This window comes from Bacillus kexueae (assembly GCF_022809095.1).
GTDB lineage: Bacteria > Bacillota > Bacilli > Bacillales > Aeribacillaceae > Bacillus_BZ > Bacillus_BZ kexueae.
Genome location: NZ_JALAZE010000006.1, coordinates 16222 through 30057 on the forward strand (window position 1 = coordinate 16222; position 13836 = coordinate 30057).

The 13836-nt window shown below is 36.8% G+C and carries 14 protein-coding genes; 4 read left to right on the forward strand and 10 right to left on the reverse strand.

Annotated elements, in window-relative coordinates; genetic code table 11:
- The 3 genes from dndD to dndB are packed head-to-tail and all read right to left on the reverse strand — an operon-like array spanning window position 1 to window position 4493.
- Window positions 1-2022, reverse strand: a complete 2022-nt coding sequence (dndD, locus tag ML543_RS11140) for a DNA sulfur modification protein DndD (RefSeq protein WP_243387443.1) — start codon at window positions 2020-2022, stop codon at window positions 1-3.
- Window positions 2009-3394, reverse strand: coding sequence for a DNA phosphorothioation system sulfurtransferase DndC (dndC, locus tag ML543_RS11145; RefSeq protein ID WP_243387444.1), 1386 nt, complete (start codon window positions 3392-3394; stop codon window positions 2009-2011). Before dndC ends, dndD begins: the two co-directional genes overlap by 14 nt.
- A gap of 1 nt (window position 3395) precedes the next feature.
- The gene (dndB, locus tag ML543_RS11150; RefSeq protein WP_243387445.1) at window positions 3396-4493 is read right to left on the reverse strand and encodes a DNA sulfur modification protein DndB; all 1098 of its coding nucleotides are present in this window, start codon (window positions 4491-4493) and stop codon (window positions 3396-3398) included.
- Between the two features lie 198 nt (window positions 4494-4691).
- Between dndB and ML543_RS11155 the strand changes: the two genes are divergently transcribed.
- The gene (locus tag ML543_RS11155) at window positions 4692-5186 is read left to right on the forward strand and encodes a hypothetical protein (RefSeq protein ID WP_243387446.1); all 495 of its coding nucleotides are present in this window, start codon (window positions 4692-4694) and stop codon (window positions 5184-5186) included.
- Window positions 5187-5247: 61 nt separating this feature from the next.
- Here the strand turns inward: ML543_RS11155 and ML543_RS11160 are convergent, their stop codons facing one another.
- Together ML543_RS11160 and ML543_RS11165 are read right to left on the reverse strand one after the other, a co-directional pair.
- A complete protein-coding gene (locus tag ML543_RS11160) occupies window positions 5248-7359 on the reverse strand; it encodes a heavy metal translocating P-type ATPase (protein WP_243387447.1) in 2112 nt (703 codons plus the stop codon).
- Window positions 7325-7690: an ArsR/SmtB family transcription factor gene (locus ML543_RS11165; protein ID WP_243387448.1), complete on the reverse strand. Its 366-nt coding sequence runs from the start codon at window positions 7688-7690 to the stop codon at window positions 7325-7327. Before ML543_RS11165 ends, ML543_RS11160 begins: the two co-directional genes overlap by 35 nt.
- A 228-nt stretch (window positions 7691-7918) precedes the next feature.
- On the opposite strand from ML543_RS11165, the gene ML543_RS11170 reads away from it, so the two are divergent.
- Entirely contained in the window at window positions 7919-8689 is a 771-nt protein-coding gene (locus tag ML543_RS11170) for an SDR family NAD(P)-dependent oxidoreductase (RefSeq protein WP_243387449.1), read from the forward strand.
- Between the two features lie 299 nt (window positions 8690-8988).
- On the opposite strand, the gene ML543_RS11175 is transcribed toward ML543_RS11170, so the two are convergent.
- From ML543_RS11175 to ML543_RS11185, 4 genes are all read right to left on the reverse strand, one after another.
- Complete coding sequence (locus tag ML543_RS11175; RefSeq protein ID WP_243387450.1) at window positions 8989-9369, reverse strand: VOC family protein; 381 nt, start codon at window positions 9367-9369, stop codon at window positions 8989-8991.
- Window positions 9370-9730: 361 nt separating this feature from the next.
- Window positions 9731-9865: a hypothetical protein gene (locus ML543_RS16935; RefSeq protein WP_279326650.1), complete on the reverse strand. Its 135-nt coding sequence runs from the start codon at window positions 9863-9865 to the stop codon at window positions 9731-9733.
- A gap of 83 nt (window positions 9866-9948) precedes the next feature.
- Window positions 9949-11040, reverse strand: a complete 1092-nt coding sequence (locus ML543_RS11180) for an AI-2E family transporter (protein WP_243387451.1) — start codon at window positions 11038-11040, stop codon at window positions 9949-9951.
- Window positions 11041-11138: 98 nt separating this feature from the next.
- Window positions 11139-11522 carry a MerR family transcriptional regulator gene (locus ML543_RS11185; protein WP_243387452.1) on the reverse strand — a complete coding sequence of 128 codons (384 nt, stop codon included), beginning with the start codon at window positions 11520-11522 and terminating at the stop codon, window positions 11139-11141.
- Window positions 11523-11636: 114 nt separating this feature from the next.
- Here ML543_RS11185 and ML543_RS11190 point away from each other — a divergent pair, with 114 nt between their 5' ends.
- Complete coding sequence (locus tag ML543_RS11190) at window positions 11637-12167, forward strand: short-chain dehydrogenase (RefSeq protein ID WP_243387453.1); 531 nt, start codon at window positions 11637-11639, stop codon at window positions 12165-12167.
- Here the strand turns inward: ML543_RS11190 and ML543_RS11195 are convergent.
- Window positions 12139-12615, reverse strand: a complete 477-nt coding sequence (locus ML543_RS11195; protein ID WP_243387454.1) for a GNAT family N-acetyltransferase — start codon at window positions 12613-12615, stop codon at window positions 12139-12141. The two genes, ML543_RS11190 and ML543_RS11195, sit on opposite strands and share 29 nt — an antisense overlap.
- Window positions 12616-12696: 81 nt before the next feature.
- Between ML543_RS11195 and ML543_RS11200 the strand changes: the two genes are divergently transcribed.
- Entirely contained in the window at window positions 12697-13548 is an 852-nt protein-coding gene (locus ML543_RS11200) for a YitT family protein (protein WP_243387455.1), read from the forward strand.
- Window positions 13549-13836 lie beyond the last annotated feature (288 nt).

The window sequence follows — 13836 nt, forward strand, 5'->3', positions numbered from 1 at the left end:
CTATTTCACCTCCTTGGTAGGGAAAAAATATTCGTTTCTAATCTCGACTGCATTAGTTTCACGGTTAAAGTGAATAACATACTCTCTAGAAATTTGACTCTTTAGCTCTTGATAATATTGTTCATCTATCTCAGTGTCAGTAGATAAGATAATAACCTGTTTCGCAGAAAATGGTAAAAATTTCTTAATTAAATTTTCTTTATGTGAATGGTCAAGTCTCCCAAACAATGTATCTAATACAAAAGGTATATCAGCTTTAGCTGCTTTTAAAAGCGCCCATAAGAGAGAAAGGAAAAAAATTTGTGTTTCTCCAGCTGAAAATGAATGTTTAAAAACTGGAGCATCCTTATGATTTAACATAGAGATTTCAAACGTATTTGGATCTATATAAAATTTATTCAGAAATTGCCCTTTACGCATTAGAGAATTAAACATTTGTAGGAAATATGTTTCAACCTTTTGTAAGTACTTTTCTATTTGTCGTTGCTGATACTTAGATAAAACAAGGTTTAGTCTCTGAGTTAAACCAAAAATATTTTCATCTTTTTTTGCTTGATATACACGTTTTTCTACCTTTTGTAACTGAGAAAGTAAATCGTCTAAAAATTTCTTTGCTTGGACAAGCTTTTCTTCATTAGCTTCAATTTCATATCTAAGCTGTTCAAGAACTTTTGTTTCTTCATTCATTTTATTTACAATCTCTTTTAAAGAATCATCTTTTAAGCTATGTTCAATTTGTTTTCGTTTTTGGTATATTAAATTGACCAGCTCGTTCATTTTATTAAACTTTTCAACTATATTTTGACCTCTAAATGTTGAAACTTCCCGATAAAGTTCCTCAATAGTCTTCTTTTGTTCTCCTGTTAGTTCATGAATTGACGTGAAACGATTAATATTTATACCCGTCGGTTTCATTTTCTCATATAAATACATCTTAAACTTGTCTACAAATTCAGTTAATACAATTTCATCGTTTTCGTTTTTTATTTTATATGATTTACTAAGTCCCTCAAATATATTGGGGAGTAACTGTTCCCCAAGCTTATTTTTTAAAATCTCGTATTGTTGTACTTCTTCTTCTTGATTTAACTGAGTAACAGCTTTTTGTAGTAAATTCCGTTGTATAGTAAAAGGCAATAAAGTTGCTATTATTTCTTTCATTTCCTCAGAAAGTCGCTTTTTTTCCTGTTCCATTTCTATAATATCTCTATTTAGATGTTCTCGCTCTTTCGCAACAATTCCACCATGATTTGTGAATTCTTTTTCTAATTCACTCAATTTAATTTGACTTTCCTTATATTGCTCTTTCAGTTTTAATATTCTTTGTTCTAATGATGTAATAAAGTTTTCTTGATTAGTTACGTCTAACTTAACCTGTGTATATAGTTTTTCTTCATCACTTAAGTTGGAAAAAATATTTTCCTGACGCAAATACTTTAATAAGTCTGATTGTAAAATTTCAAACAAATCTAAATTAAATAATGTCATGAAAGCATCTTTTATATTTGATTCAAAGGCTCGATCAAGGACATATTGATGTACCTTCTCTCCATCAAAAAAGAAAAAATCAAATAGAGTTGGAGGTAAGTGCCTTCGTAAAAAGTGCTGAAAGTCTTCTACTTCTTTATCACTAAGACTTTTTTTTCCTTTGAGAATGTTCACAGTTTCTTTGACATTCCCTTTTTGTAATATCCATTGTCGTTTAACTATATATTGATGGAGTTCACCGTATTGTCTTAAACTAAAGTCGACTTCAACACTCGAAAAATTATCTCCATCCTCTAAAGAGTATATATTAAATTTATCCCTGATAAAGTCAATATAACTTGCATTAACAGATTTGTATCCTAAAATAAGAGGACCATATAAAGCTACCTTAACAGCCGTAAGAAAAGTAGTTTTCCCTGACCCATTTTCACCACCAATAAGGATAATGTTTTTATCATCTTCATTTTGAAAATCAAATTCATTTCTTCCGTAGTAGATACCAAAGTTGTGAATTACTAATTTATTTAACTGCATAGTCTTCCCCTTTTAACTTATCAAAATGAATCCATTCTTCATTTAAGATACGATTTATTTCTTTATAAATTCCATGTCTATGTTTAAAACCATATTGTTCAAATTCTAAATTAATTAACTTTTGAACTAATTCAAACTCAAGTCCTTCCTCCTGACATAAAGACTTCAATAAAATAATATCCTCTGATTCGAAGAATTCTTGTCCTTCAATATTCCAATCTATTTTTTTCTCATAGACTTCCTCATATATTTTTGGCAAGGTATCCTCCCAATCACCTTTTTCGAACCAGATTTTCCGAATCTCTTTCAACTCTTCTTTTGTTATTAACTGATATTGTGGGTCTTCCGGATTTTGAATTTGTTTTTCAGTTTCTAAAAGATATCTTAAAATTTCCTTTCGATGTTCAAGAGTATATGGGCCTAAACCTTTTCTTTTATTATCTTCATCTCCTACTAAATACACGGCTCCATTCATCCTTTTCTTTTCACGGTTATCTGGATTTTCTCGGTTATTGGCTAGCCAGTCACGGAATGCAACTAGAGGGGTTAACCACTCATCTCCACTATCAATAAATCCCTTTAACGATTTGTCTTCTTGCACTACTGTACATACCCAACACCCAAAGCGACTGTTTCCACAAGAAGGAGTAGATTGATCAATAACTAGAGGACATTCCCCTGACTGACTATCTTGATATAATGATAAAAGATCATTATTATTGCTACCCCACGGATTTGGAACTTGTAACAAATATGTCCAGACATCATCCAAAGAGAAGTCTTCAATCGGCGCATAAACATAAGAGTTCGGTAATTTTGTATGTCTTCTCAAAGTCTTTCCTTCTATTTTATGCGTGTTCATTACTTGAGCACGGGTTGCACTTTCTGCTTTCCTAACCCCCAAAACCACAACAGCTTCTCCAAATTCTGAAACACGTTCTAAAATGAACTTATTTGCAGGATCTATCTTTAAACGATCCGTACACCATCTAAATTTTTGTCTAGGCGCTGGATACCCTTTACCAATTAAATTAACCCAAAAAGAATTTTTGACATCAGGTTTTACTTTTTCAACATGAATGGGTAATCCTAGTTCCCTAGCGGTAGATCTCATTTTTAATAATTGTTCATTAATATAAGTAATGATTTTTGGATTCTCTACCATTGTATCTGAAGAAATAATATAAACTGGTTTTGTTAGTTCATCTTTCCTTAATCCCATTAAAGAATAGAAAATAACCTGAGCAACTACAGTAGAATCTTTTCCACCACTAAACCCAATAACCCAAGGACGAGAATCGGATTTATAGATCTCTTGCACACTATTATATAAATCTTCCTTTTTTCTTGTTAAAAAATAATTCAATTCCATTTTATGAATACTCCCCTAGATTAAATTCTTCTTCCATTTTAATCTCTTCTTCACTAAGAGGTAATGATAACATTTTTTTAATTTGGTTTTTAGTAAGTTTTATAGACTTCATGTTCTTATTAATTCTGCCATTTTGATTGAATGCACGATTTAACCATAAATGTCTATTAGATCTTGTCCAATCAATTGTACTCAACTTTCTTATAGTATCATGCCAACCATCAGACTTTAAGGAATAAAACTCATGTACTATCAAACCTATTGCTTCTAGAACAATTCCATATGATGTTAAATAATTAGTTCTCAAATCATGTGCTGTCATTTTTTTTTGTAAGACTAAATCCCACTCTTTAATAGACTTTGTCAATAAATCCCAAAATCTGATTAAGCACTCACGATCAAAATCTGTGAATGACTGTCCTTTCTTTATATTTAAGATTCTTTTATTAGTTGAAAAGATCGTACTCAAAGTAAATATTTTAGGACTAAATTTTGATAAAGATGAACTTTCAAGGTCTGTTAATTTCCTCAGCATTTCGTTATTTTGAATAATCTCTTTGGTTAATAACGATAAGTCATCTCTAGAGTCGTACAGTATAGAGATTGATTTTGAGGTATTGACTGCATGCTTGTTTAAGTCTGAGAAAAGTTGCTGACTCCGTTGTAAGCCTTGATCATGAAAAAATACTACTGAAATCGTCTCATTGCCTAAATCTGGGTTAATATTAATAGCCTCTTCGATAGCAGCACGTCTATGTTGGCCATCATTAATAAGAAAGCGAGAATCCATGCTCACGATTAGTTGTCCAATATTTCGATTTGTCTTTTCATCAAATGCAATGAAATTCATATCTCCATCTATAGATGCTGTTAAAGCGGAGAAAACATAATCAGTTGGATTTTCTAAGATGTAATCTGTAATATCGGGAATTCTTTTACGATTCAACAACCTTTGTGAACGAAATTCAGCTGGAATTTCCTCTTCATCAAATAAGAATATTTTAGGAATTAACTTTAAAGGACACATAGCAACATAATATTCACGTCCAGCTTGTATTCCTCTTACAGCTGGGAAAGAATACGTAAAATTATAATCCATATGTGTAATAACCACCTTTTACGTACGTAATGTAGTTAGTTTACCATATAAATAGCCGTTTTTCATTCAATAAAACATATGGTTCTTAAATTTATGATACAATTAAAATTTTAATTGATTTAGACACTAAACCTTTAAATTAATACCATTTTCTGCTAAATTTGATTTAATAATTCTCTCTGAAAGGAGCTTCATGGAATGAGAAAGCGTTGGTTGTTGTTAAGTATTACAGTATTATTTATGGCTATTTTCTCAGCATGCGGGAATGAATCCACAAGTGGAGATCATCGTTCCGATACCGACAAAGCATCAAGTGTTGATGTGAGTAAAAATGAAACAGTAGATACTAGTTCTGATGAGCAAACTGAAACGAATTCTGTCAGCAATCAGAGTAGTCCAGAAGAAAATGTAGAAACGGAAACGACAACTGATGTAGGAGATACAAAAGAAGAAAGTGAAGACATAATGCTTTCGAGTGGTGGAGAAGCTATTCAGTATTTAAAGAAAGAATTAGATATGGAAGAAAATGAAGACATTATATTTGATGATATGGCTGGTAACTTAGAAACAGATGATGGGGGTTCCTATTACAGAATTACGAGTTATTCAAAGGAACTACAGGAGTCTGGCGGCTCTGGAACCCTTGAAAGGTATAAAGTTTACGTCAATGGTATCTATGAATTGGATTACTAGGATGAATATGGAAAATCCTCCAATCTTGTTAAGATTGGAGGCTCTTTTTAAACAAATGTTTTCACTCACTCGAAAGCTTCAACAACCGCAACGCATTAAGCGTGACGAGAAGGGTTGCACCCATGTCCGCAAAGATGGCAATCCATAGGGTAAGCCATCCCGGGATGACGAGTAAGAGGGCGAGTAACTTGATTCCAATCGAGAAAGTGACATTTTCTTTTATGATGCGCAGTGCTTTTCGACTGAGTCGTACAGTGAATGGTAGTTTCTTTAAGTCATCTCCCATTAAGGCGATGTCGGCCGTTTCAATGGCCGTGTCGGTACCGGATGCTCCCATCGCAAAGCTTACAGTTGCAGCAGCAAGAGCTGGAGCATCGTTTACGCCATCTCCCACCATGCCGACGTGTTGATGTTTTTGCTGTAACTGCTTCATTGCCACTACTTTATCTTGCGGGAGGAGTTCACTTTGAATGTCCGTTAACCCCATTTGATTTCCAACAGCGTTCGCAGTAAAGCGGTTATCACCTGTTAACATGACCGTATGTTGGATGCCGAGTTGATGCAATTGCTGTAAGATAGTAGCGCTGTTTTCCCGTGGAAGGTCCTGAATTGAGACGATTAGTCGAATAGCTTTTTTATCGGCTAATAGAATGACTGTTTTTCCTTCTTTTTGCCGCTTATGCACCGTTTTTTCTACCTCTTTTGTCAAGAAGTTGGAGACAAAAGAGGGACTACCGATGGTAAAGGTTTCACCTTCAATGTTTCCGGTGATTCCTTTTCCAGTAATCGAAGAGAAATTTTCTACCGTCTTCGACTGATATGGTATCGATAAGTCTTCCGCATAATCAACAATCGCTTTCGCTAATGGATGTTGTGAATATTGTTCAAGAGCCGCCATAATGGCTACGTCTTGTTCACTTCCGTCAACCACGTCAATGTCTGTCACCATCGGCTTCCCTTTCGTTAACGTTCCAGTTTTATCAAAGGCAATGGCTTTTAGTCGTCCTGCCTGTTCGAGGTGAATTCCTCCTTTAATGAGCACGCCGTTTCGTGCCGCATTTCCAATCGCAGTGACGACGGCAACCGGCGTTGAAATGACGAGCGCACATGGACATCCGACGACGAGTATGGCTAACCCTTGATAGATCCATGTTTGCCAATCAGCTTGAAATAGAAGTGGCGGTAGAATGGCAACTAAAAAGGCGATTCCCATAATAACGGGTGTGTAATATTTGGCGAATCGGTCGATGAACGCTTGGGCTGGTGCTCTTTCCGCTTGTGCTTCTTCCACCAGTTGAATAACTTTTGCGATTGTATTATCTTCGGCTGTTTTTGTCGCTTGAATGTGCAGATATCCATCTTCATTCATCGTCCCAGCAAAAACTTCATCTTGCTCTGTTTTTGTCACCGGAATGGATTCGCCTGTGATAGTGGCTTCATTCACGTTGGCCGTTCCCTTTACGATGATGCCGTCCATTGCGATCTTTTCGCCTGGCTTCACTTTTAACAAGTCACCTACTCGAATGTCTCTCACATGTACGTCCATTTCGATTCCATCGCGTTCAATCGTAGCTCGTTTCGGAGCAACATCCATTAATGACTTTATTGAGCGTCTTGCCCGTTCCATAGAATATCGCTCCAGCACTTCACTCACAGAAAATAGAAAGACAACTGTTGCTCCTTCACCCCATTCACCAATCAGTGCTGCGCCAATTACAGCAATCGTCATAAGTGTTTTCATATCAAACTGAAGGCGAACTAAGTTTTGGAGTCCCGCTTGAAATAACCGGTATCCTCCAATGACCATTGATAATAGAAAGGCAGATATGGACAATAACTCATCTTGTAAAATCCACCCGATGAACAAAAAGATTGCTGAAATAATCGTCTCTTGGTGCTTTTTCCAAAAAGGTATCGTTTGTTCGGAAACTTCTTCATCCTCTTTATATATCTTTAATTTTTCAAATGAACCTGCTTTTTCTAACTCTTGTAGCGAAGCTTTTCCGTAGACCGTTAATTTTGAAGCTCCAAAATTTACTTCTGCGTGCTCGACCCCATGTATACTTTGAACATTTCGTTCAAATGTTTTGGCACAGCCAGCACATGAAAATCCTTGTACCCGATATACTGCTTTTTCTTCACTCACGCGTTTGCAACTCCTTCTGATGAGCATATGCTAATGTAATGATTTGCTTCACATGGTCATCATCTAATGAATAATACGCAAGCTTCCCCTCTTTCCGGTATTTCGCTAATCCTAAATTGCGTAACAGGCGCAAGTGATGGGAAGCAGTAGCCGTTGAACTACCAACAAGATTCGCTACGTCACATACACATAATTCTTCTTTTATTAAAAGAGCGTAGGCAATCTTCACCCTCGTTTCATCAGCTAACGCCTTAAAAATAGTGGCAACCGCTTGATGATCTCGTATTTGAATCTCCTGTTGTAGACTTTCTACATCATCGCTTATACATTCCACTTCACAAACATCTTTCTCTTTCATGGGGAAATCACCTCTCATTCAAACATTCAAATAATCATTTGAATGTATTGTATGCATTTTCCTGAAAATTGTCAATAAATAACCTTTTTTAGTGGTAATTTTTTTTATTATTTATCAATTGGAACTGGAATACTCTTCGCGGTTAAACAAGTACATAAATTGTTTGACTTAGAGTTCACTCTAACCGTTACAATCGGTTTGTGAAGTCAAAAATGTGGAGGTTTAAACATGAAATATACAGTCATTACAGGAGCTAGTTCAGGAATTGGTTATGAGACAGCTCTCGCTTTTGCGAAAAAAGGAAAGAATTTAATTCTTGTTGCCCGCAGGCATGAACAATTGAAGCAACTAAAAGAACAGATTAATCAAATCAATCCATCAGTGGATGTACAACTATTTGTGTACGACCTATCCGTTACGGAAAATGTATACAAATTTTATGAAGAAGCCAATGCCTTTGAACTTGAAACATGGATCAACAATGCAGGCTTTGGACATTACGGTAGCGTTATGGACCAAGATTTAACGAAAATACAAAACATGCTTCGCCTTAACAATGAAGCGCTAACCATTTTCTCAACGTTATTTGTACGCGATTATGCGAATGTCGAAGGCACACAACTCATTAATATCTCTTCAGCTGGCGGTTATACCATCATCGCCGATAACGTTACGTATTGTGCGACAAAATTCTTTGTCAGCGCCTTTACAGAAGGACTAGCTCAAGAATTACAAGCAAAAGGAGCAAAAATGAAAGCAAAAGTATTAGCTCCTGCCGCAACAGAATCTGAATTTGCGAAAGTATCTTTAGGAATTGACGAGTTCAATTACGAAGGAGTCCTTCCAAAATTCCATACCTCAAGTGAAATGGCACAGCTTTTAATTGAACTATATGAAAGTGATAAAATTGTCGGAAAAGTCGATGGCATCACCTACGAATACCATTTACAAGACCCGATTCTCCCACACGCCGTTCGCTTTAATCGAGATGTAGAATAATAAACATTCAGGGGCTGATTTTAAATTAACGAGTTCCGATTAGAGGTACAAAAATAAAAGAACAGTTGAAATTGGCATCAATTTTGACCAATTAACAGACATCAAAAAGCAGGGGAATTTCCCTGCTTTTTGACTTGTCAATTATAACTATCAATTAAATACGACTAATAGATAACAATCCATGTAGCATAGGGCTTACAATTATTAAAATATCCCTAGCCGTTAGTTGAAGTAACATAATTAATAAGGGCTGAACTTATCTTCCGCATTGAAAACAACAGATTAAGGCTATCAAATTATCACTTTTTAGGTGAAGTGATTCTTAAATAATAACCATCTGGATCAGTTAAGCGAAAATCCGTCATTCCCCACTCTTGTTGTTTTAGTTCTGATTCTAAATCAATTTGCATTTCACATATACGTTGATAATAACTTTGAACATCTGGTACTACTAATATTATTTCAACTCCCAACCCTTTCCGAGAAGTTTTAATTTCTCTAAAATAATGGTTTTCCGAAATAACATCTTCTTGCGTTAAAAGTAAATTAATATTTTCCGCTTTAAACATAGCACTACTCTCATTTTGAGAAGATAACTCTAATTGAATTACATTCTTGTAAAAATCAACAGACCTTTGCAAATCTTTTACGAACAATTCTAAACGCAAATTTAATGTCATTTCCACACCTCCTAACAAGCATTCTTATTATTACGGTACAACAACATCTATTACTACCAAATATCAACAGAGCTGTTTGATATACATTTTACATTAAACACCAAATTCCCTTTAAAAAATCACCTTATTATATAGAGCGAATTACTTAAAATAAATGATGTCATTCATGGTGAATTGTTCTTCCAGCCGGTTATCCATCACTTCTATCGGGTTATTCATCAGTTCCAACCCCGTTATTCTTCACTTCCAGCGATTTATTCATCAGTTTCAGCGATTTATTCATCAGTTTCAGCATCGTTATTCATCACTTCGGCCTTTTTATTCATCAGTTTCCACTCGGTTATCCATCACTTCCGACAGGTTATTCATCAGTTTCAGCACCGTTATTCTTCACTTCCGGCGATTTATTCATCAGTTCCACCTCGTTATCCATCACTTCTATCGGTTTATTCATCAGTTCCACCTCGTTTTTCTTCACTTCGGCCATTTTATCCATCACTTCCACCCCGTTTTTCTTCACTTCCCCGAATTGCGTGAATCCCCTCTCAACCATAAAAAAATAGCGCCATTGATTTGGCGCTATTCGGTCTTGATTTCTTGTCGTAACCGGATGAGTCGGTATAAGTTGATAACGATTGTTTTTGTTACAGCGTAAGTTGGAACGGCTAAAATCATACCAAGTACCCCGGCAAGGTTTCCAGCAACGAGTAATAAGATGATAATGGTTAGCGGGTGCGTGTCTAGTCGTTTACCAATAATGAGCGGCGACATGACGTTTCCATCGATTTGCTGAACGACGGTAACAACGATGATAACTAGTAGAGCTTTCATCGGTGAATCAAGCAATCCGACGATGATCGCAGGTGCCACACCAATAAAAGGTCCAACGTACGGAATGATATTTGTGACTGCAACCACTAATCCTAAAAGAAGGGCATACGGCAATCCAATGAGTAAATACCCGATAAAAGAAAGGATCCCTACCATGAGGGAGACAATCATTTGTCCGCGAATGTAGACGGATAATGTGTCTCCTGTTTCACGTAATATACGTAACACATCCGGACGGAAGTCTTTCGGGAAAAACTTGGCCACTGTGCTTGGAAATCTTTCGCCATCTTTAAACATGTAAAACAAAATGAAAGGTACGGTAATAATAATCAGGGTGATATTCGCGATAACACCGAAGACAACTTGCAAGCCTTGTGATACATTTTCCGTAATCGTTGATACGTAATTCGTCAACGTGCTCTCAATTTTATCAAGCGAAAAAATGTCTTGAGCCATCACCCATTGAAACCACGAACTAAAATATAAGTCTTCAATTACAGTACGGGATTGCGCGATGTATCTCGGCATATTTTCAATTAAGTCGTTGAACTGCTTCACAATCGTTGGTCCAATTAAACCAATGATGGACGTAATCACACTTATAAACAGTACGTACAAAATAAGAATGGATAACGTTCTTGGAACCCTTCTTCGTTCAATAAACCCAACGACAGGGTTGAGCAAAAAATAGAAAAATCCTGAAATTAAAATAGGAAAGAATAACGTCGTTGCAAAAATGACTAGGGGCTCAAATAAGAAAGAAATTTTCGTACTAAAATAAATGATGAGCACGAGCATTAAAATTTGCAACGTCCAAAAATGAACTTTTGATTTAAACATACAATCCTCCTAAAACAACCATTATTCACCATTTTATCCATGCATTTATCATACCATGCTTTCTACTACGAATCATGAGTAAAAAAAGTTCCACATCGTTACTCATTTTCCCCAGCAAAACGTGGATGCTGATCTAACCATTGTTCATACATGGCCACTTTCTTTTGCAACATTTCTTCAGTTGATTGGAGCTCAATGAGTTGCTTCTGGATATTGTTTAGATGAGACTTCAAAAGCTCCAGCCGCTCTTCGGTTGTGTGCTCCCCTTCTTTTACAAGCATCGCATACTTTTTTATTTGAGCAATTGGCATCTGAGTCTCGCGTAATTTTAGTACAAAACGAAGCCATTTATCATGCTCTTCCGTATATCGCCGCTCACCACTGTCCGTTCGGATGGATTCCATAATTCCTTCCTTTTCATAATAACGAAGGGTATGGGGCGAAATTTGTAACGCTTTTGCTAGTTCACTAATGGTGTACATGGAAATCCCCTCACAACATATTTCTTTAGAGTTCACTCTAACCTGTACAACCATATTTGTAAAGAGTGAATGGAAATATATAGTATACTTAGAGTAAAAAGGAGGCTGGAAAAAATGCACGCTCTTGTTATCGGTGGAACAGGCATGTTAAAAAACGTGACGACGTGGTTGCATAATCAAGGATACAAAACCTCTGTGATCGGACGAACGAAGGAAAAGCTAGCCGCTTTTCACGGGGAGAATTACACCCCAATACAAGTCGATTATCATGATACGGAGTCGCTTGTGAGAGAAATTGAAGATACTATTTCAAGAAATGGACCGATTGAACTCGTCGTAAGTTGGATTCATTCAACAGCACCTAACGCACTCCCCTTTATCTGTAAATCGGTTGAACAAACATCGCGAAAATCTTGGGAGTTGTATCATGTATTAGGTAGTCGCTACTTTTATGACCGACCGTCTTTTACACCTCCCCTGTCATGTCACTATCATTCTATTTTTCTCGGTTTTCAAATGGAGCATGGTGAAAGTAGATGGCTAACGCATGATGAAATTTCAAACGGTGTCATTCGAGCGATTAAAGAAAAGAAGCAAGAAAATGTTGTTGGGACGGTTACGCCTTGGGAAAAGCGTCCTCGTTAACGGTCCGAATGAGTTTTAATAATTGAATTCCTTCCCGTGTTGCATACGACTGGCATTCGGTGAATCCGAACTTCTTGTACAGTTCGATCGCTGGGTAATTTTGTGCTCCGGTCGTCACTATATATACAGAGTCATCACCTTTTGAAGAAAATAAATATTGAAGGAGCGCTGTGGCTATTCCTTTTCGAAAGTGGGATGGAGAGACCATGACTCGGGAAAGAATCAATGCTCCTTTACTCACCTCATACGCTATGGATCCTATTAAACTTTTACCGTCCCAAAACCCAATAAACTCTTCATTTGAATACATAATGGCTCTTGTCGTATCACGTAAAGGCGGTATGTCTGAAACACCTAAATAGGTAGCTTCAACTTGATAGGCTTCCTTTTGTAACGTTAAAATTTTCTTTGCAACCTTTCGTTTCCGATGATTTAAAATGGTGATCACATCAATTCTCCTACTCTTAAAAATTTTAAATAAATTATTTTTACGATATAATGATAGTATGAACGTTTGGAAGGTGATGGAATGAAACACTTTATTGAATATATTTTTCTAACGATCGGTTCACTACTCGTCGCAGCCGGAATCGAACTGATTTTAGCACCAAATAATTTAGTTGATGGTGGTGTAACGGCGATTGCGATTATGATGAACCATTTATTCGACACGCCTATCTTTGTCATTTTTCTTGTTTTAAACGGAATAATCCTGCTTTTCACTGCAAAAGATGTGGGAAAACCATTCGTTATTCGAACGATTTACGCAAACGTCATTACGTCAATCGGTTTAATATGGCTAACACCCGTTCCAGCTATTACAGATTCTGACGTGTTGATTGTTCTATATGGTGGATTATTAGTAGGGGTTGGAATCGGTATCGTTGTTAAATTCGGCGGTGCAATCGATGGAACAGAAATGCTTGCCGTATGGGCGCATAACCACTTTAAAATTCCGATTAGCACCTTTTTACTTGGGATTAATGCGGTTATTTTCACCTTTGCCGCTTTTGTCTTCTCTGTAGAACAAGCAATGTTTTCATTAGCGGTCTTTTACATCGTCACCAAAATGATCGATTTCGTCATCGATGGATTAAATCAAGGAAAGTCGATTATGATTATTTCAGACAAGTGCGAAGAAATCGGGCAATCCTTAATGAAAACTTTAAATCTATCGATTACGTATTTGCAAGCGCGCGGCGGATACTCAAAAGAGCCCCGGCCAATTATTTACTGTATTTCTAACCGCTTCACGTACCCACGCGTGAAGGCCATCGCACTTGAAATTGACCCAAGTGCTGTTATTGAAGCTTCATACGTTTCTGAAACATCAAATGTGAAACATGCTAATCGACTACCGTTTCAAATGGAAAAGAAATAACGAAGCCGATGCGTTCCTTACAGAAGGAACGCATTTTTTGGAGTTATATGGTTGACCCAATGTTTGTGAGTTTCGCTCAAAGTGTTCCGCGCTGCGTCCAACATTCCTGCGCTTCGCCCAAGTTACCCGTTCCTCCGCCCAGCTTCACCGTTACTCCGCCCAATATTCCTGCGCTTCGCCCAACTTCACCGTCACTCCGCCCAATATTCCTTCCGCTCCGCCCAATATTCCTTCCGCTCCGCCCAACTTCACCGTCACTTCGCCCATATGCTTCACTCTCCTACAAAA

Bases quoted from the DNA above. Each gene is read 5' to 3' on its own strand.
- dndD (WP_243387443.1), bottom strand. From the start codon at position 2,022: ATGCAGTTAAATAAATTAGTAATTCACAACTTTGGTATCTACTACGGA.
- dndC (WP_243387444.1), bottom strand. From the start codon at position 3,394: ATGGAATTGAATTATTTTTTAACAAGAAAAAAGGAAGATTTATATAAT.
- dndB (WP_243387445.1), bottom strand. From the start codon at position 4,493: ATGGATTATAATTTTACGTATTCTTTCCCAGCTGTAAGAGGAATACAA.
- ML543_RS11155 (WP_243387446.1), top strand. From the start codon at position 4,692: ATGAGAAAGCGTTGGTTGTTGTTAAGTATTACAGTATTATTTATGGCT.
- ML543_RS11160 (WP_243387447.1), bottom strand. From the start codon at position 7,359: ATGCTCATCAGAAGGAGTTGCAAACGCGTGAGTGAAGAAAAAGCAGTA.
- ML543_RS11165 (WP_243387448.1), bottom strand. From the start codon at position 7,690: ATGAAAGAGAAAGATGTTTGTGAAGTGGAATGTATAAGCGATGATGTA.
- ML543_RS11170 (WP_243387449.1), top strand. From the start codon at position 7,919: ATGAAATATACAGTCATTACAGGAGCTAGTTCAGGAATTGGTTATGAG.
- ML543_RS11175 (WP_243387450.1), bottom strand. From the start codon at position 9,369: ATGACATTAAATTTGCGTTTAGAATTGTTCGTAAAAGATTTGCAAAGG.
- ML543_RS16935 (WP_279326650.1), bottom strand. From the start codon at position 9,865: ATGGATAAAATGGCCGAAGTGAAGAAAAACGAGGTGGAACTGATGAAT.
- ML543_RS11180 (WP_243387451.1), bottom strand. From the start codon at position 11,040: ATGTTTAAATCAAAAGTTCATTTTTGGACGTTGCAAATTTTAATGCTC.
- ML543_RS11185 (WP_243387452.1), bottom strand. From the start codon at position 11,522: ATGTACACCATTAGTGAACTAGCAAAAGCGTTACAAATTTCGCCCCAT.
- ML543_RS11190 (WP_243387453.1), top strand. From the start codon at position 11,637: ATGCACGCTCTTGTTATCGGTGGAACAGGCATGTTAAAAAACGTGACG.
- ML543_RS11200 (WP_243387455.1), top strand. From the start codon at position 12,697: ATGAAACACTTTATTGAATATATTTTTCTAACGATCGGTTCACTACTC.